The organism is Bacillus sp. NH11B (genome assembly GCF_001884205.1).
Lineage (GTDB): Bacteria > Bacillota > Bacilli > Bacillales > Bacillaceae_G > Bacillus_A > Bacillus_A proteolyticus.
Genome location: NZ_MAOG01000017.1, coordinates 57,759 through 74,706, shown reverse-complemented (window position 1 = coordinate 74,706; position 16,948 = coordinate 57,759). Strand labels below are relative to the sequence as shown.

19 protein-coding genes, 1 riboswitch and 2 other annotated features are annotated in these 16,948 nt (G+C 36.0%); of the genes, 15 read left to right on the top strand and 4 right to left on the bottom strand.

Features of this window, described 5'->3' with window-relative positions; all coding sequences use genetic code 11:
- The 5 genes from BAU27_RS04140 (at nt 1) to BAU27_RS04115 (ending at nt 4,184) form a co-directional block, all read left to right on the top strand.
- Nucleotides 1-201 (top strand): DUF3906 family protein, encoded by a 201-nt coding sequence (locus BAU27_RS04140; RefSeq protein WP_071770176.1) that lies wholly within the window; start codon nt 1-3, stop codon nt 199-201.
- Nucleotides 202-285: 84 nt separating this feature from the next.
- Nucleotides 286-1,062 carry a uroporphyrinogen-III C-methyltransferase gene (gene cobA / locus BAU27_RS04135; RefSeq protein ID WP_071770175.1) on the top strand — a complete coding sequence of 259 codons (777 nt, stop codon included), beginning with the start codon at nt 286-288 and terminating at the stop codon, nt 1,060-1,062.
- Between the two features lies 1 nt (nt 1,063).
- Nucleotides 1,064-1,816: a sirohydrochlorin chelatase gene (locus BAU27_RS04130; RefSeq protein ID WP_071770174.1), complete on the top strand. Its 753-nt coding sequence runs from the start codon at nt 1,064-1,066 to the stop codon at nt 1,814-1,816.
- Nucleotides 1,791-2,408, top strand: a complete 618-nt coding sequence (locus tag BAU27_RS04125) for an NAD(P)-binding protein (RefSeq protein ID WP_071770173.1) — start codon at nt 1,791-1,793, stop codon at nt 2,406-2,408. The genes BAU27_RS04130 and BAU27_RS04125 overlap by 26 nt, the downstream gene beginning before the upstream one ends.
- Nucleotides 2,409-2,469: 61 nt before the next feature.
- Nucleotides 2,470-2,717: a binding site (T-box leader), on the top strand.
- A 111-nt stretch (nt 2,718-2,828) separates the two neighbouring features.
- Nucleotides 2,829-4,184 carry a sodium-dependent transporter gene (locus tag BAU27_RS04115; RefSeq protein ID WP_071770171.1) on the top strand — a complete coding sequence of 452 codons (1,356 nt, stop codon included), beginning with the start codon at nt 2,829-2,831 and terminating at the stop codon, nt 4,182-4,184.
- Between the two features lie 30 nt (nt 4,185-4,214).
- On the opposite strand, the gene BAU27_RS32205 is transcribed toward BAU27_RS04115, so the two are convergent.
- Both BAU27_RS32205 and BAU27_RS04110 read right to left on the bottom strand, forming a co-directional pair.
- Nucleotides 4,215-4,376 carry a hypothetical protein gene (locus BAU27_RS32205; protein ID WP_175546520.1) on the bottom strand — a complete coding sequence of 54 codons (162 nt, stop codon included), beginning with the start codon at nt 4,374-4,376 and terminating at the stop codon, nt 4,215-4,217.
- Between the two features lie 99 nt (nt 4,377-4,475).
- Nucleotides 4,476-5,750, bottom strand: a complete 1,275-nt coding sequence (locus BAU27_RS04110; protein WP_071770170.1) for a murein hydrolase activator EnvC family protein — start codon at nt 5,748-5,750, stop codon at nt 4,476-4,478.
- Nucleotides 5,751-6,241: 491 nt separating this feature from the next.
- On the opposite strand from BAU27_RS04110, the gene gltP reads away from it, so the two are divergent.
- The 9 genes from gltP (at nt 6,242) to BAU27_RS04065 (ending at nt 13,938) form a co-directional block, all read left to right on the top strand.
- The gene (gene gltP, locus BAU27_RS04105; RefSeq protein ID WP_071744847.1) at nt 6,242-7,516 is read left to right on the top strand and encodes a glutamate/aspartate:proton symporter GltP; all 1,275 of its coding nucleotides are present in this window, start codon (nt 6,242-6,244) and stop codon (nt 7,514-7,516) included.
- A gap of 67 nt (nt 7,517-7,583) precedes the next feature.
- Nucleotides 7,584-8,102 (top strand): ribonuclease FAU-1 family protein, encoded by a 519-nt coding sequence (locus BAU27_RS04100; protein ID WP_071744848.1) that lies wholly within the window; start codon nt 7,584-7,586, stop codon nt 8,100-8,102.
- A 120-nt stretch (nt 8,103-8,222) separates the two neighbouring features.
- Nucleotides 8,223-8,328: riboswitch (SAM riboswitch) on the top strand.
- Nucleotides 8,329-8,422: 94 nt separating this feature from the next.
- Nucleotides 8,423-9,739: a Na+/H+ antiporter NhaC family protein gene (locus BAU27_RS04095; RefSeq protein WP_071744849.1), complete on the top strand. Its 1,317-nt coding sequence runs from the start codon at nt 8,423-8,425 to the stop codon at nt 9,737-9,739.
- 229 nt (nt 9,740-9,968) lie between these two features.
- Nucleotides 9,969-10,325: a lmo0954 family membrane protein gene (locus BAU27_RS04090; RefSeq protein ID WP_048370510.1), complete on the top strand. Its 357-nt coding sequence runs from the start codon at nt 9,969-9,971 to the stop codon at nt 10,323-10,325.
- Nucleotides 10,326-10,375: 50 nt separating this feature from the next.
- Nucleotides 10,376-11,038, top strand: coding sequence for a PspA/IM30 family protein (locus BAU27_RS04085; RefSeq protein WP_071744850.1), 663 nt, complete (start codon nt 10,376-10,378; stop codon nt 11,036-11,038).
- Between the two features lie 108 nt (nt 11,039-11,146).
- The gene (gene liaF, locus BAU27_RS04080; protein ID WP_071770169.1) at nt 11,147-11,887 is read left to right on the top strand and encodes a cell wall-active antibiotics response protein LiaF; all 741 of its coding nucleotides are present in this window, start codon (nt 11,147-11,149) and stop codon (nt 11,885-11,887) included.
- Nucleotides 11,887-12,942, top strand: a complete 1,056-nt coding sequence (locus BAU27_RS04075) for a sensor histidine kinase (RefSeq protein WP_071744851.1) — start codon at nt 11,887-11,889, stop codon at nt 12,940-12,942. Before liaF ends, BAU27_RS04075 begins: the two co-directional genes overlap by 1 nt.
- Nucleotides 12,939-13,571 carry a response regulator gene (locus BAU27_RS04070; RefSeq protein ID WP_000598709.1) on the top strand — a complete coding sequence of 211 codons (633 nt, stop codon included), beginning with the start codon at nt 12,939-12,941 and terminating at the stop codon, nt 13,569-13,571. Before BAU27_RS04075 ends, BAU27_RS04070 begins: the two co-directional genes overlap by 4 nt.
- Nucleotides 13,572-13,581: 10 nt before the next feature.
- Nucleotides 13,582-13,938: a DUF3992 domain-containing protein gene (locus tag BAU27_RS04065; RefSeq protein WP_139254602.1), complete on the top strand. Its 357-nt coding sequence runs from the start codon at nt 13,582-13,584 to the stop codon at nt 13,936-13,938.
- Between the two features lie 24 nt (nt 13,939-13,962).
- On the opposite strand, the gene brnQ3 is transcribed toward BAU27_RS04065, so the two are convergent.
- Entirely contained in the window at nt 13,963-15,318 is a 1,356-nt protein-coding gene (gene brnQ3 / locus BAU27_RS04060) for a branched-chain amino acid transport system II carrier protein BrnQ3 (RefSeq protein WP_071770168.1), read from the bottom strand.
- A gap of 57 nt (nt 15,319-15,375) precedes the next feature.
- Nucleotides 15,376-15,634, bottom strand: a binding site (T-box leader).
- Between the two features lie 262 nt (nt 15,635-15,896).
- Between brnQ3 and BAU27_RS04055 the strand changes: the two genes are divergently transcribed.
- Nucleotides 15,897-16,106, top strand: a complete 210-nt coding sequence (locus BAU27_RS04055; RefSeq protein WP_000880630.1) for a hypothetical protein — start codon at nt 15,897-15,899, stop codon at nt 16,104-16,106.
- 39 nt (nt 16,107-16,145) lie between these two features.
- Here BAU27_RS04055 and BAU27_RS04050 read toward each other — a convergent pair whose 3' ends face one another.
- Entirely contained in the window at nt 16,146-16,922 is a 777-nt protein-coding gene (locus BAU27_RS04050; RefSeq protein WP_071770167.1) for a class I SAM-dependent methyltransferase, read from the bottom strand.
- Between the last annotated feature and the right edge of the window lie 26 nt (nt 16,923-16,948).

Here is a 16,948-nt window from a genome sequence, read left to right as displayed (position 1 = left end):
ATGGACTTATATCGATTTGAAGCTGTATTAGTAAATAGTATTGTTCCAATTGTTGTCGTTGCTCAGAGTGAAGAACAGGCATTTAGGCTTGCGGAAATTGAGCTTGAAAAACATTTTTTACCGTTACCAGAAGTGAAAGAGATTTCTTTGTTTGAAAAAAAGAAGATTCGAAAAGGGGCGGCATTTGTTATTCATGAGTAGAGAACATGTAATACGAAATAATAGTAACTTCCATTCGTGATTAAGAGTGGAAGTTTCATTTTATAGTAGAAATGAGGAGAGATGATGGGAAAGGTTTATATCGTCGGGGCGGGTCCTGGTGATCCGGATTTAATTACTGTTAAAGGGTTGAGATGCATCGAGAAGGCTGATGTCATTTTGTACGACCGTCTCGTAAATAAAGAATTGCTTTCTTATGCAAAGCCTGAAGCGGATTTAATTTATTGCGGGAAACTCCCAAATTATCACACGATGAAGCAAGAGACAATTAACACATTTCTTATTAAATATGCGAAAAAAGGAAAGGTTGTAACGAGGCTTAAGGGCGGAGATCCATTTGTATTTGGAAGAGGTGGAGAAGAAGCTGAAGCGTTAGCGAAGCAAAGTATCCCATTTGAAATTATTCCTGGCATTTCAGCTGGTATAGCTGCTCCTGCTTACGCTGGAATTCCAGTAACACACCGCGATGCAAGTGCAAGTTTTGCTATTGTGACAGGGCATCGGAAAGAAGATGCTGAAGAGGAAGTGAAGTGGGAAAATTTAGCGAAAGGTGTGGATACATTAGCGGTCTATATGGGGGTTAGTAATTTACCTTATATATGTGAACAACTTATAAAGTACGGAAAAGAAAAGAGTACACCTGCTGCTATTATTGAGCGGGGGACGACATCTATGCAACGTACAGTTACAGGGACGTTAGGAACGATAGTAGAAGTAGCTAAAAAAGAACAGATTCAAAATCCAAGTATGATTGTTATTGGAGAAGTTGTCCGTTTTAGAGAAAAGATACATTGGTTTGAGAAACAAGCGGAAAATGCATATCCAGTAAGCGGAGTATTGTAAAATGAAGGCTGTCTTATATATATGTCATGGAAGCCGTTTGAAAGCAGCAAAAGAAGAAGCGGTTGCATTTATTACGTCATGTATGAATCGTGTAGAGGCAAATATTCAAGAAGTTTGTTTTTTAGAGTTAGCGAGTCCTTCTATTGAAGAAGGATTTCGTACATGTGTGAAGCGTGGTGCTACAGAGATTGTCGCTATTCCTGTTTTTTTATTAGCGGCAGGGCATGTAAAGAAAGATATTCCGCTTGAATTGCGAAAATTAAACGAGGAATATCCGGATATCAAAATAGTGTATGGTAATCCATTTGGTGTATCAGAAGTGCTTGTAAAAGCGGTATATAACGGAAGTGGCATTAAAGACTATGAAGAAGAAGTAACACTTTTGCTTGTTGCAAGAGGGAGTAGTGATCCGGAAACTTTACAAGACATAAATTGGATCTCTTCTTTATTTCAAAAAGAAGAGAACATTAAAGAGGTGGAAGTTAGTTATTTAGCAGCTGCAGAGCCGAAGTTTGATGAGAAGTTGAAAGAAATTGTAGAACAAAAAGAACGGAACATTGTTGTGTTACCTTACTTATTATTTACAGGCTTACTTATGAAACATGTTGAGAAAGAAGTGTGTCAATATGAGTCGGAAGAGATAAAAATAAGTCCATATTTAGGGAAGAATGTGGCGTTTCGAGAGATGTTAATTCAGAAAACAGAGGAAATACTGAAGGGAGAACAATATGTATCCACTTACAGTGCGAGTTGATAAGAAACGTGTGGTTGTCATTGGCGGAGGGAAAGTGGCAGGGTTTAAAATTGTTCCCTTACTAAAACAAGGTGCGGATATAATTGTGATAAGTACAGAATTAGATGCGAATTTAGTAAAACTTGTAGAAGAAAAGCAAATTCGTTGGTATCAAAGGGAGTATGAGAAAAGTGATATCGACGATGCTTTTTTAGTAGTCGCAGCGACTAGCGATTCGGTACTAAATGAACAAATTGCTGAAGATGCCTCGGCAAATCAATTGGTAAATGTTATTACGAATCCGGAAAGTGGAAATGTTCATTTTCCGGCGGCAATTCATCGTGGACTACTTAATGTAGCTGTTTCTACTGGAGGGGCTAGTCCAAAACTTGCAAAAAAAATTCGTGATGATATTGCAAATAAATATGATGAGACCTATGAATCATATCTTGATTTTTTATATGAAGTTAGAATAAAAGTGAAAGAATTGCAGGTAGAGAAAAGGAAGAAAAATATATTATTGCAAGAAGTATTAAAGTCGGTATATGTTCAAAATGAACAAAAAAGAGAAATTTTTTTACAAGAATTAGAGAGGGAACTTCATGTAGGATAGTGAGTGAATTGTGCTTTACAAATGTAAAAATATAATTTATAATCACAAGTAACTTCAATAGATGAAATCGATGAGCAAGAAGAGTACGTATATTTGAGGCGTTCAGAGAGCTGGGGTAAGGTGTGAGCCCGGTACGATAAAATATACAGAATGGGCTTGCGAGAGGTATGCTGAACATTGCAGTAGGCAACCCGGGTTCCGCCGTTAAAAGGATAGAGTATCGGAGTTTTCCTGTACTTGAACAAGTGGGATTTATCAATCCAATTGAGGTGGTACCACGGTATTTATATTACATATATCGTCCTCTACATGCATATTTGCGTGTAGGGGACTTTTTTATTTTCTAAAGGAGGTGTGCGAGTATGAAATGAAAGTGTATAATTAGTAAAAGTTTAAATATTCAGAAAAGGAGAAATTATAATGAAAGAAACACAGCAATGGACGTCGAAAATAGGCTTTGTACTCGCAGCAGCCGGAGCCGCAGTAGGTCTTGGGGCAATATGGAAATTTCCATATGTTGCAGGTAATGGCGGGGGAGGCGCATTCTTCCTTGTATTCTTACTATTAACTGTATTTATTGGTATGCCTCTCCTTATAGCTGAATTTGTTATCGGACGTAGTACCCAAAAAGAGGCGGTTACAGCTTATAAAATATTAGTACCAAATAGTAAGTTATATCCTTGGATTGGTCGTATGGGAGTTGTTACTTGTTTTAGCGTACTATCTTTTTATAGTGTTGTAGGCGGATGGATTTTACTTTATTTATACTATAGTGTCACAGGTAGTTTCTGGAACGGTGTAGTCGATTATGGGCAATTGTTTGGTGAAACAATTTCAAATCCAGCAAGTGCTATTGGAGCACAATTCATCTTTATGCTTTGTACCATTTTTGTTGTTAGTAAAGGTGTGGAAAAAGGCATAGAAAAAGCAAGTAAGTACATGATGCCGCTATTATTCATTTTATTTATTGCTATCATTATTCGTGCCTTAACGCTTGATGGCGCTATGGCTGGGGTAGAATTCTTCTTAAAACCAGATTTTTCAAAGCTCACAGCAGATACGATTTTATATGCGATGGGACAATCTTTCTTCTCACTAACGGTAGGTGCCTCGGTAATGGTAACGTATAGTTCGTATTTAAAGAAAGAAGAGCATTTAGCTAAATCAGCAACATCTATTGTAAGTTTAACTGTATTTATTACAGTACTTGCAGGATTAGCGATTTTCCCAGCGATTTTCGCATTAGGAGTTAAACCGACAGAAGGACCAGGGCTACTGTTTATCGTTCTTCCTGCTGTCTTTGCAAAAATTCCATTTGGACAATTTTTCTTCATTATGTTTTTAGTATTATTCTTCTTTGCGACTTTAACATCTGCGATTTCAATGCTAGAAATTGTAGTAGCATCTGTTGCGAAAGATAATGAGAAGAAGCGTCCATCAGCTTCGTTATTAATTGGTATTCTTATTTTTGCAGTTGGAATCCCATCAGCGTTATCGTTTGGAATTATGAGTGATGTGAAAATATTTGGTAAGACATTCTTTGATTTCGTCGATTTTTCGGTAAGTAATGTGTTACTGCCATTAGGGGTACTAGCCATTTCGCTATTCGTACCAAATAAAATGAGTAAAGAGTTATTAATGAAAGAATTAGAAGTTACGGAAACGAAAGGAAAAACATTATTTAACATTTGGTTCTTCTTACTTCGTTATGTTATTCCGGTAACTGTAATTATCGTATTTTTAAATGCGATAGGCGTATTTAAAATGTTTGCATAATAAAAAGACGGAGATTTCTCCGTCTTTTTATTATGTTGTAGAAGTATTTAATAAGCGATTATATGCTTTATAAGCTGTGACAACTGCGATAAATGATCCAATTAAAAATAACGCTGAGCCGCCGAATGTAAATAACCGGCCGATGTATGCTTCTCTAGCTTCTTCTAATTCTTCTTGTAATTGTGTATTCATATTTATCACCCCGCAAAATATAGGCATTTAGTTGTAGTTTATGTAAAACGCCTAAAAAGTGTGAAGTAGTAAAAAAAACTCGGTATGCACCGAGTTTTTTTATAATCCGATATAAGGAGACGGATCAACTGCGTTTGTCTTACCAACATTCCATTCCCCAATATGAAGTTCGAAGTGTAAATGTTGTCCGTAAGATTGACCGGTATTTCCCATAAAGCCAAGTTGATCGCCTTGTTTTACAGTTTGTCCATTGGATACAGAGCGACTATTCATATGTGCATACACTGTCGTATATGTTTTTCCGTTAACACGGTGAGATAAGTAAACAACGTTTCCGTAACTAGAGGATAATTCTGAACGGATAACAACACCATCTGCAGCGGCAATAATTGGAACTGTTCCCGAAGCTGCGATATCGATTCCTTTATGGTTATCTAAAGAACGTGCGCCGAATCCAGAAGTTTTTGATCCAGCCGCTGGTTTAATAAATCCACCTTTGTTCGTATCTTGCGGTGTTGGTGCGGCTTGTGTGCTTTCTTTAGCAGAAGCAGCGGCTTGTTTTTTTGCTTCCTCAGCCTTGCGTGCCTCTTCCGCTTTCCGAGCTTCTTCCGCACGTTTTTCCTCTTCAATTGCTTTTTGAACAGCTTGACGCTGGTTTTCTAAAATACCTTGTGACTCTTCTAATCCTTCAATCTCGGAATCTACTTTTGATACTTTCGTATGTAGATCTTTAATAAGAGTTTGTTGCTGTTGTTGATTACTTACTAACTCTTGTTGTTTTTGCTCTAATTTTTGTTCAGATTCTTTCAGTTGTTGCTCTTTTTTCTCAACAGCCTCTTTTTCTGTCGTTACAGCATTTTGATCGTTTGTTTGCTTTTTCACAATATCGGTATCGTTATTTAAAATTAAACTTACAGAGTACATATTATCAACAAGATCGGCAATATTTGCAGAACTTGTTATTACTTCTGTAATGATACTCGTACGAGGCTTTTCTTGCATAGATTGTAGTCGTTGTTTAATAACTTCCTGTCGTGTATCTATGTTCGTTTGTAATTGCTCTATATGCTTCTTTTTTTCAGTAATAACTTGCTGTGTGTTGCTAATTTCTTTTTTTGTATCGTTTAATTCAGCTTCGTTTTTATTAATAGAAGTAGTTAAATCATCAATTTTCTTTTGTAATTCTTGGATTTCTTTTTCTATTTGTTCTTTCTCAGCTGATTTATTTTGTAAGTCATTTTGTTTGCCTTCTAATTCAGATTGAATATTAGATAATTTATTTTCATTCGTTTCAGCGTATACGGGTGAAAGTAACGGGGAAACGAAAATCGTTCCAGCTGCTAAAACACTAAACGCTGCAAATTTCTTTTTCATTGTTGTCTGGCTCCTTTCCCTATGAATGTTATATATCATAAGAAGAAGAGTGTCTATCGTTGTAATCATAATGTAAAGAGAATTTTATAATTTTGCTAAGTTTTGTCGGAATTTAGCATCTTTTCGTAGTGTTTGTCATAAAGTTAAAATTCTTGAATGTATGAAAAAGGTATCAATTTCTATATTGTTTAAAAAAATCATGGGAAATGATGGAGTTTTCCATAATGAAACAGTACTTCAAAAATCTATCAATCACTAGTGAGGAATCGATTTCATGTGAGGTTTTCTGACATGAGGTTTATTTTTGTCAAGAAAATTATTTGCGTTCGGGCAAACTTATTTTGTTGTCAGATTTTAATTTTTGATTTATGATTTTTAACAGGGACAAAATGTAGTGAATTGTCGAATAATATGTAATACTCTTAATTTCAAGTTTTATAGACATAGAATGAGAGATAGAGTGACACATCGAAGAGGGGGTTACCACAAGTATGAAAAGAATAGGACTTGCATGGCAAATTTTAATAGGACTTGCGCTTGGTATTGCAGTTGGGGCTATTTTCTTTGGCAATCCAGAAGTGGTGAAGTACTTACAACCAATTGGTGATATTTTCATCCGATTAATTAAGATGATTGTTGTACCGATTGTTGTAGCGAGTATTGTTGTTGGGGTTGCTGGTGTTGGCGATGTTAAGAAGTTAGGCCGACTAGGCGGAAAAACAATTATTTACTTTGAAATTATTACAACGATTGCAATTGCTGTTGGTCTATTAATAGCAAACATTTTCCAACCTGGAAAAGGCGTTGATATGGATAAGTTAACAAAAACAGATATTTCTAAATATACACATACGACAGAGCAAGTACAAAGTCATTCGTTCGCGGATACGTTTGTAAATATTGTTCCGACGAACATTATGAAATCATTAGCTGAAGGTGATATGCTTGCTATTATCTTCTTCTCAGTATTATTTGGTTTAGGTGTAGCAGCAATTGGTGAGCGTGGCAAACCAGTTCTGCAATTTTTCCAAGGTGTAGCAGATGCAATGTTTTATGTAACGAACCAAGTTATGAAGTTTGCGCCATTTGGTGTATTCGCATTAATTGGTGTTACAGTTTCTACATTCGGATTAGCTTCATTAATTCCATTAGGGAAATTACTCATTGTAGTATACGGAGCAATGATATTCTTCGTTGTGGTCGTATTAGGACTTACAGCGAAAATATTCGGTATTAACATTTTCCAATTCTTTAAAATTTTAAAAGACGAGCTGATCTTAGCGTACTCTACAGCAAGTTCAGAAACGGTTTTACCGAAAATTATGGAGAAAATGGAGAAATTCGGTTGCCCGAAAGCAATTACATCTTTCGTTATTCCAACAGGTTATTCATTTAACTTAGATGGATCAACGTTATATCAAGCAATTGCGGCAATTTTCTTAGCGCAAATGTACGGTATTGAATTATCCATTACACAACAAATTACGTTATTACTTGTATTAATGGTTACATCAAAAGGTATCGCGGGTGTACCGGGCGTATCATTCGTTGTATTATTAGCAACACTTGGTACAGTAGGTATTCCAGCTGAAGGTTTAGCGTTTATTGCAGGTATTGACCGTATTCTAGATATGGCTCGTACGGCAGTTAACGTTGTAGGTAACTCTTTAGCGGCTGTAGTTATGTCTAAGTGGGAAGGTCAATATGACGCTGAAAAAGGACAAGCCTATTTAAAAGAGATATCTGAAAAGGGTCAAGCGGCTTAATTATGATTTGAAAAGCTCTCACATATTATGTGAGAGCTTTTCTGTATGTAGAAGAGGAGCGAAAGTTATGAAACGTAAGTACGGTGATGGTTCTACGTGGAAGCGATTAATAGAGAAGACATACACAGTAAAACGAGTTGAAGCAGGTATGTTAGGAATATTGGATATAAAAAAGGTGAGAGAGCCTAGTTATAAAGAATACAATAGTAAAGAGATTTGCATTGCAGGTGATGGGTATACATGGATGCAATATTTTATAAGCGACAAAAACTTTGCAATTACAGCTATGTTAGACAATCAAAAACAATTAGTGCAATATTATATCGATGTGACGAAAGAATTTAAAATTGACGATCGTGGTTTGCCTTATTTTGATGATTTATACTTAGATGTAGTATTGTTACCGAGCGGTGAGATTTATGTATTGGATGAAGATGAGTTAGAGGATGCCTATAATATAGGTGATGTTACTAAGGAAGAATATGAATTAGCATGGCGTATAACAAAATGGATTGTAGCAACGATAAAAAATGGAGAATTTTCTTGGATTTCAATATTAGATAAAGAAATCGAAAAGTTAAAATGATTGTTGTATTCAAATTTTTGCATAATTACCAAAAAAATCTATACAAAAAATAATTGACTTTTGTTTTGTAAGCGAGTAAAGTTAGGGAAGAAATTATTATTAAAAAATAAATATGAAACCTTCTTATAAAGAGAGGCGGAGGGACTGGCCCTACGATGCCTCGGCAGCGGACTCGATTTCAGAGTGCTGTGCCAAATCCAGCAAGCATGTGCTTGAAAGATGAGAAGAGCGTTTCTTATAGATGTATAAGACCTCTTCTCATTGGAAGAGGTCTTTTGTTATTCATTAGAAAAAGGTTGAAACTAGGGAGAGATGGTACTTTGAAAGAAACGAGAGGAAATGGTTTAGCTTTATTACCACTTGGTATATTTTTGGCGCTATTTATTGGTTCTGGAATTATTACAGGTGATTTCTATAAATTGCCGATACTTGTAGCAATTTCAATTGCTGTAGGGGTCGCTTTAGTGATGAATCGTAAAGAAAGCTTTAATGCGAAAGTAGAACGATTTGCTAAAGGTGCAGGAAATCCGGATATTATGATTATGGTATTAATTTTTGTACTTGCAGGGGCGTTTTCTGAAACAGCAAAAGGAATGGGCGGAGTTGATTCAACTGTTAATTTAGCGTTATCTATTTTGCCACCAGGATTTATCGTTGCTGGAATTTTTGTTATAGGGGCATTTATTTCATTAGCGATGGGAACTTCAATGGGAACAATTGCAGCACTAGCACCAATTGCTGTAGGGATTAGTGGGCAAACTGATATCTCAATTGCACTTGCGATGGCTACTGTTGTGGGCGGAGCGATGTTTGGTGATAATTTATCATTTATTTCAGATACAACAATTGCTGCTGTTCGTTCACAAGGAACAGAAATGAAAGATAAGTTTAAAACGAACTTTTTAATTGTATTGCCAGCTGCTATTATTACAATTGTACTATTAGTAATAATTACTTTAGGAAGTGATACACAAGTTAAAGCCCATAGTTTCGACTGGATAAAGATTTTACCGTATGCAGGAGTACTTATTACGGCGTTACTTGGTTGGAATGTACTTATTGTGTTAACTGGTGGAACTGTATTATCAGGTGTTATAGGGCTTATAGATGGAAGTTACACGTTAGAAAGTTTCTTTAAAAGTGTAACGACTGGCATGGGCAGTATGATGGAGCTAGTATTACTTGCTATATTAATCGGTGGTATGGTTGAACTGATCCAATATAATGGTGGTATTCAATATTTAATGAATCTTTTAACGCGTAATATTCGTTCGAAAAAAGGAGCAGAGTTCGGTATTGCTGGTTTAGTGAGTATGACGAATATGTGTACAGCGAATAATACGATTTCGATTATTTTTACAGGTCCTCTTGCGAAGAACATTGCGGATCAATATGAAATTGATCCACGTAAATCAGCGAGTGTACTAGATCTTTTCTCTTGCTGTATACAAGGGTTAATCCCATATGGTGCTCAAATGTTAACTGCGGCAGGATTTGCTGCGTTATCTCCGGTTGAATTGTTACCATATGCATTTTATCCGATCTTAGTTGGAGTATGTGGAATCATTTCTATATTAATTGGTTTCCCGAGATTTTCTAAAGTGGCGGAAAAAAAAGAGTATCATAAAACAGCATAATTAAATATGGATGTTATTCGTAGTAACAGAAGCCGTACAGAGAATATTCTCTGTACGGCTTTTTATGTGTGATAAAAGAGGGAATTATCCTATCCTACCTTCTGTTTTTACAAAAGGCTGAATTTAACTCAGTCTTAAGTCTGAGTTAAAAACGGTTCTTAAGCTCGTTATGGAAAAAAGAAAAAATAGTTAAGATAAGAGTATCAAATCGAAGGGAGGCAAGCACAAGATGAAACAATTTCTAGCGTTTATCGCGGCCGGTATTTTGGCTTTAATTGCTCTTGGTAGTCTTGCTGGTATTGTAGGATTCGCAATCGGAGCAGGAGTTGTGTACTGGAGCTATAAATCATTTGTGCGAGCACAATCATTTTTTGGAAAGTTAGCTTGGGGTATTGTTGGTTTAATCGGTTTGTCCATTGCACTTTCTCATTCCCCAGCATTAATCGGTATCGCAGCATTAGTAGTTTTATACTACGGATACCGTGAGTGGAAAAAAGAAAAAAACGTAGTTGTTGATTCTGCTCCAGAAAGTTCTAAACCATATAGCAACTTTGAAGATGAGTGGAACAAGTTAATGAAAAACTAATATAAAATAAATTAAATTAAATTATAAAGTAGAAGAGAGGAAGATTTATAATGAAACAATCTTTATTCGGACGTGTACGCGATGCAATTTTAGCTGATTTTCATAATGTGTTAGATGAGAAAGAAAGAAAAAATCCAATTGCTATGTTAAACCAATATTTACGCGATAGTGAGCGTGAAATAACAAAAATTGAGAAGTTAATTCAGCGTCATAAAACATTAAAATCTAACTTCGCTCGTGAGCTTGAGCAAGCACGCTATTTTGTTAACAAAAGATCAAAGCAAGCTATCATTGCTCAAGAAGCAGGCGAGTTACAACTGCATGAACGTGCATTAGAAGAAGTAGCGTATTATGAAGGGCAAGTAACTCGCTTAGAAGAAATGTATGCTGGTGTTGTAGAGCAAATTGATGAGTTAGAGCGTCGTCTTTCAGAAATGAAAAATAAATTAAAAGAAATGAACGCAAAACGTATGGAATTAATGGCGCGTGAAAATATGGCACATGCAAACCGTCGTATGAATACTGCTATGCATAAAATGGATGAAAATAATCCGTTCTTACGATTTGAAGAAATTGATGATCACATTCGTGACTTAGAGCTTCGTATAAATGAAGAGCATGAGCGTGATACATTTGATATGAAAATTGCAAAACTAGAGCGTGAGATGAAAGAGAAAAATGAAGTATCATTAACGAAAGAAGTAACAAAATAATTGTAGTATATAATAAAACAGGCTTATGATATAGTGATAGAAGAAAAGGTGTTGGAAAGCAATGCCTTTTCTTCTATGTATATGTGACAAAGAGGGAGGGGAGCTGAAATGAAGAAGCACTTTTCAAAAACACAATTAATGGGGATGCTCCTCATCATATTTGGATTCGGTCTTTTTCTTGATATGATACTTGGACATTTTGAACCAGGTGGTCTAATATTTGCATTTATTATGATTATGTTTGGAAGGCATTACCGAAAGAAAAATCGTTATGTAAGAGGAAATGTATTTTTATTTGTTGGTGGTATTGTATTCTTATTCTTCTTATTTTCATCAGCAGCATTCGTACTTGTTGTATTTGCTTGTTTAGCTTTAATTGGTTATCAACTTATTCAACAAGGGCACCAGCAAAAAGCAATGAAAGTTGAAATTAAAGAAAAGGGATATATAGATGAAGAAAAACAAATATATCGTATAGAACCGTACATAAAAAATATGTTCGTAGGTAATGTACGAATGATGGATCATATTTATGAACTTGAGGATATTAACGTCCAATATGGCGCTTGTGATGTCGAGATTGATTTAACAACTGCGATGATTCCAGAGGGAGAAACGGTAATTGTTATTCGGGGAGTCGTTGGTAACATTCGTTTATATGTGCCATATGATATCGAACTGTCCTTAAATCATTCTGTTATTGTTGGGCGAGTGCTCTTGCCGGGACACGAAGAAACAGGATTTAACCGTAATGTTACGTTTAGAACAGAACAGTATAAAGAAGCTCCTCGCCGTATAAAAATTATTTCTTCGCTTGTCGTAGGTGATACGGAAGTGAGGAAAGTATAATGAAAAAACAAAAGAATATTTCGTGGATGTATATTCGTTATTCTATGTTGTCCTCTGTGAGTATCGCACTTATTTGTACAATTGTATATGTATGGAAAAGCGAACAACAAGTTTATGATTTACTATGGAAAGAATCCATTGCTTCTGTTCCAATTGGCTTGTTTATTATGAGTACTAGTCTTCTTATCGGAGGAATTGTAGGGTATGCAATCGGTTATTATATAGAGCAGCGTATACAAGGATTAAATACTTTTCTATTTGAAGTAGAGCGAGGGAATTTTCCGAGTGATGTTTCGTTTACTGCGGATGATGAATTTCATGAAGTGGAACGAAAAGTAATCGTTCTGGCTCGTCGATTAGAGGAGCAAGCGGGGCTATTTCAAAAAGTAACGAATGAACGAGCTCATTGGAATGAAGAGATGAGACAAGAAGCGATTTCCCAAGAGAGGCATCGATTGGCGAGGGAGCTGCATGATTCTGTAAGTCAGCAGCTTTTTGCAATGTCGATGATGATGTCAGCTATTAATGAACAAGTAGCTGAAATTCCAGACACGACGAAAAAACAGTTGCAGCTTGTTGAGAATATGGTTGTAAATGCACAATCAGAAATGAGAGCATTGCTCCTTCATTTACGCCCAGTGCAGTTAGAAGGTAAGAAACTAACAGAGGGTATAGAAGAATTATTAACAGAACTGTCTAGAAAGCAACATATGAAAATTGAATGGTTAGTTGAACCGATTCAATTAAAAAAAGGTGTAGAAGATCATTTATTCCGTATTGTACAAGAGGCGCTGTCTAATACTTTACGACATGCGAAGGCAAAGAAAACCGAAGTACGCCTTCGTAAAATTGATCAATATGCGATTTTGAAAATTATTGATGATGGTGTTGGGTTTAAGGTTGGGGTTAATAAGGCAGGTTCATACGGCTTAAGGTCAATGCAAGAGCGAGTTCATGAAATTGGTGGTACATTAAAAGTCCTTAGTTTTCCGAATAAAGGTACGCAAATAGAAGTGAAAGTACCGATTATGATTGAGAGAGGGGGAGAATCATGATAAAAGTATTACTAGTTGATGATCATGAAATGGTTCGAATGGGTGTATCAGCATATTTATCAACGCAGCCAGATATTGAAGTAGTTGGAGAAGCTGAAAATGGAAGAAAAGGTTCAGAGTTAGCCTTGCAGTTAAGACCGGATATTATTTTAATGGACCTTGTTATGGATGAGATGGACGGAGTTGAAGCGACACGCGCTATTATTCAAGAATGGCCAGAAGCGAAAATTGTAGTTGTAACGAGCTTTTTAGATGATGAAAAGTTATATCCTGTTATTGAGGCGGGAGCGACAAGTTATTTATTAAAAACATCAAGAGCGAGTGATATTGCAGACGCTGTACGAGCTACTTATGATGGGGAAACGGTATTAGAGCCGAAAGTTACTGGCAAAATGATGTCTCGTATGCGTCAGAAGAAAGAACAACCTTTGCATGAGGAGTTAACAGAAAGAGAGTCTGAAATTTTGTTATTAATTGCAGAGGGGAAAAGTAATCAAGAGATTGCAGATGAGTTGTTTATTGCCCTTAAAACAGTAAAGACACATGTGAGTAATATATTAAATAAGCTAAATGTAAGTGACCGGACACAGGCGGTTATTTATGCGTTTAGACACCAATTGACGAAATAAAAAGGAAGCTTTGACTATATATGGTCAAAGCTTTTGGTTGACGGTCAATTATGTAAGCGTTATCATTAAGGTGTTAACAGTACATACAAAGGGGAGAGAGTGTATGTTAGTTCAAACGATATTTGGAATGAATGAAACGAAAAAATTAGGTAACTATGTGGATGCGCTGCAAGCACTTTGTGAACAATATGATATTGAAACAGATCGTATTGCAATTATTGAGGCAACAGAAGAATATTATTTATTTCTAGTAAAGCAAGAAGATTGCTATGATGTTGTAAAAGTAGAAACGGTGGATACGAATATTGATTACTATACGAAAGCTTATAAAGTAAGTAGCTTTAATCATACTTCTTATCAAATGTAAAAAACTCCCGAAATGGGAGTTTTTTTATGATGCTTTCGATTCAGGTGAATGGTCCGTTAATGGTACTGCTTTTGCACCACTTAATTTTGCGATAACAAAACCGATAATAGCCCCAACTAATGCTGGCACTAACCAGCCAATTCCTTCATTATATAATGGAATAAACTCGAAATAAGATGTGATAAATGAAACAGGAATATTCCCTTGTTTTAATCCATCAAAAACGCTAACAACTGCTGTTCCGATTAAAGCACATACATAAACAGATCGATAGCCACCGAAATATTTATGAAGTAATGATAATAACACGAGTACAATTGCAACTGGATATACAACAAGTAAAATAGGAACAGAGATTGCGATAATTTTTGTTAAACCTAAATTGGCAACTAATAATCCTAACAAGCAAATGACGCTTGCTAACGTTTTGTATGAAAATTTTGTCAATAATGTTGAGAAGTATTGACTGCATGCAGATACAAGTCCAACGCATGTTGTTAAGCAAGCGAGTGTAACGATAAGAGATAACAGAATTAGACCATATGGACCGAATAATTGTTGTACGATAACGGTAAGTAGCTGTCCTCCATTGTTTGCGTATCCAAGAGAGACACTAGTTGTACCGAGCCAGCCAAGTGCACCATATACAAGTACGAGGCCAGTAGCGGCAATAAGTCCTGCTTTTGCTGTTGCGATGGCAATTGATTTACGGTCATTCACACCTTTTGAGCGAATTGCATTTACAACGATAATCCCAAATGCAAGTGCTGAAATGGTATCCATCGTTAAGTATCCTTCCATAAAACCTTTGAAAATTGGAGAAGTTTGATACTCTTGCATAGCTGGTCCAGATTGCCCGAGGGGTGTAAATACACTCTTAACGAATAATAAGAAAATAGAGAGTAATAAAATAGGTGTTAATACACTTCCGATACGATCGACGAGCTTAGAAGGGTTTAAACTAAGCCAAAATACGATAGCAAAGAAGATGACTGTGTATAAAAATAGCGCTAGGCTGCTAGAGCGAATAGATTCTGGTAAGAAAGAACTAACTCCCATTTCATAAGCGACATTAGCGACACGCGGAATGCCCATAGATGGACCAATTGCAATGTATACAATTACCGTAAAGAATATTCCGAATGATGGGTGAACATGACTCGCAAGTTGCTGCATGCCATTTCCTGATAGAGAGATGGCGATTACAGTAAGTAGCGGTAAGCCGACTCCTGTTAGTAAAAACCCAATCATCGCTGGCCAAAAGTTTTCACCAGCATTTTGTCCAAGCATTGGAGGGAAAATTAAATTTCCTGCCCCAAAAAATAAAGAAAATAGCATAAGGCCTGTGAAAAAAACGTGCTTTTTTGATACAGTGTTCATTGTTTTTCCTCCTTTTTTGTAAATTCATTGTAAGAACACAAAAAACTCGTCCCTTAAGAAAGGGACGAGTTATATTTACCCGCGATACCACCCTAATTTATACATGTAGAAATATATCTATATGTATACGGCTTTACAACGTACAACATGATACGTGTTCCTTGTAACGGGGGACGACCGGTAAGAACTTACTTCAGCATTCGGTTCTACTTCTCGGAGATGATTTTCGGTTACGAACTGAGCATTGGCTTTCAGCAAAATACCAACTCTCTGGGGAACAGCCCTATAACGTACTCGTTCTCGTCAATGAATTTTTATTCAAGTATTCTGACAACATTTTCACATGTTTTTTTCAGAAAGTCAACATATTTTTTGGGAAATACACTTTCCTGTAGAAATATAGCTGAGAATATAAGGATTAATGCTGTTTGTAAAAATGCTGTAAAACATTATAGAGAATTGTAAAGTTTATGGAGAAAATCGATATTTAGAGGAGTAAAGAAGGTATTGTTAGAATTTACAGAGAATAATACAACAATCCACTTGTTGGAAAGAACAAACCAAAAGAGGTGACTGAAATGCTTGCGATGGGAGTATTATTTGGCATTATTGCTATAATTGGTTTTATGTGGTTATATTATTCGCGTTCGTTTAAACAAGCAGAAGTTTTACTCTTTCAAAAAGGTAGTTTGTTGACAAATCAGTCTAGATATTTAGTATGTCCGAAGTGTGGAAGTGCACAGGCCAGGAGTGGAGGATATCAAGAGTGTTGCAAAATTAGATTATGAAAGAAGGAAGCCTCACATTATTTTGTGAGGCTTCCTTCCTTACAATTTCATGGCGCTCCAAATGGTCCAACGATCTCTTTCGATAATAGGAAAGACGTTTTGTAATGCTGTTTGGATATGATGTAGAAGTTGAGAAAGTTCATGATCTGTTAATTCATATAGAATGGATCGTCCGGTTCGAGGAGATAAATCTTGCAGCAATGCTTCTACAGAATCATGTGTTTTTCGTACTTCCCATTGTGTTTGAATGGGGAAAACTTGAAGAGAATATTTTTGTAATTCTTGCTGTATAGTAGTGGTTTTTGGTCTTCTTTTTGATTCTATTTCAATGAGTTTTGGAAATACAGAGAAAAAGTATCCACGAATGTGTTCAGGACTTCCTGGAATTGTACAATCTTCAATAGTTCGGTCTTGTAAAATAATTATACCGTCTTTTTTTAATATGCGAGAAGCCTCTCGGATAAATATAGGAATATCTTGTAAGTGATGAATGACGGCACGCGAAATGATAAGGTCGAATGTTTCGTTAGGGTATGGAATGTTGTGCGCATCACCGTGAATGAATGAAATGTTTGGGAAGCCGTTACAATTTTCTTTTGCAGCTTGTAATATTTCTTTTGAAAAATCAAGTCCAACAACACTTTTGGCTCCCATAAGAGCAAGTTCTTTCGTATAAATGCCGCCACCACAACCTATATCAATTACTTGTTTATTTTGCACATCTGCAATATTGTTTATTGTTTCCTGCCATGAAATATGTGCGTTACGACTTGCATACGTATACCTATTATTTGCATCATGAAAATTAATGGACATTATAAAATCCTCCCTTCATTGTATAG

Coding starts and splice junctions, on each gene's coding strand:
- BAU27_RS04050 (WP_071770167.1), bottom strand. CDS start 16,922: ATGTCCATTAATTTTCATGATGCAAATAATAGGTATACGTATGCAAGT.
- BAU27_RS04115 (WP_071770171.1), top strand. CDS start 2,829: ATGAAAGAAACACAGCAATGGACGTCGAAAATAGGCTTTGTACTCGCA.
- cobA (WP_071770175.1), top strand. CDS start 286: ATGGGAAAGGTTTATATCGTCGGGGCGGGTCCTGGTGATCCGGATTTA.
- liaF (WP_071770169.1), top strand. CDS start 11,147: ATGAAGAAGCACTTTTCAAAAACACAATTAATGGGGATGCTCCTCATC.
- gltP (WP_071744847.1), top strand. CDS start 6,242: ATGAAAAGAATAGGACTTGCATGGCAAATTTTAATAGGACTTGCGCTT.
- BAU27_RS04090 (WP_048370510.1), top strand. CDS start 9,969: ATGAAACAATTTCTAGCGTTTATCGCGGCCGGTATTTTGGCTTTAATT.
- BAU27_RS04100 (WP_071744848.1), top strand. CDS start 7,584: ATGAAACGTAAGTACGGTGATGGTTCTACGTGGAAGCGATTAATAGAG.
- BAU27_RS04125 (WP_071770173.1), top strand. CDS start 1,791: ATGTATCCACTTACAGTGCGAGTTGATAAGAAACGTGTGGTTGTCATT.
- BAU27_RS04055 (WP_000880630.1), top strand. CDS start 15,897: ATGCTTGCGATGGGAGTATTATTTGGCATTATTGCTATAATTGGTTTT.
- BAU27_RS04070 (WP_000598709.1), top strand. CDS start 12,939: ATGATAAAAGTATTACTAGTTGATGATCATGAAATGGTTCGAATGGGT.
- BAU27_RS04075 (WP_071744851.1), top strand. CDS start 11,887: ATGAAAAAACAAAAGAATATTTCGTGGATGTATATTCGTTATTCTATG.
- BAU27_RS04130 (WP_071770174.1), top strand. CDS start 1,064: ATGAAGGCTGTCTTATATATATGTCATGGAAGCCGTTTGAAAGCAGCA.
- BAU27_RS04085 (WP_071744850.1), top strand. CDS start 10,376: ATGAAACAATCTTTATTCGGACGTGTACGCGATGCAATTTTAGCTGAT.
- brnQ3 (WP_071770168.1), bottom strand. CDS start 15,318: ATGAACACTGTATCAAAAAAGCACGTTTTTTTCACAGGCCTTATGCTA.
- BAU27_RS04110 (WP_071770170.1), bottom strand. CDS start 5,750: ATGAAAAAGAAATTTGCAGCGTTTAGTGTTTTAGCAGCTGGAACGATT.
- BAU27_RS32205 (WP_175546520.1), bottom strand. CDS start 4,376: ATGAATACACAATTACAAGAAGAATTAGAAGAAGCTAGAGAAGCATAC.
- BAU27_RS04140 (WP_071770176.1), top strand. CDS start 1: ATGGACTTATATCGATTTGAAGCTGTATTAGTAAATAGTATTGTTCCA.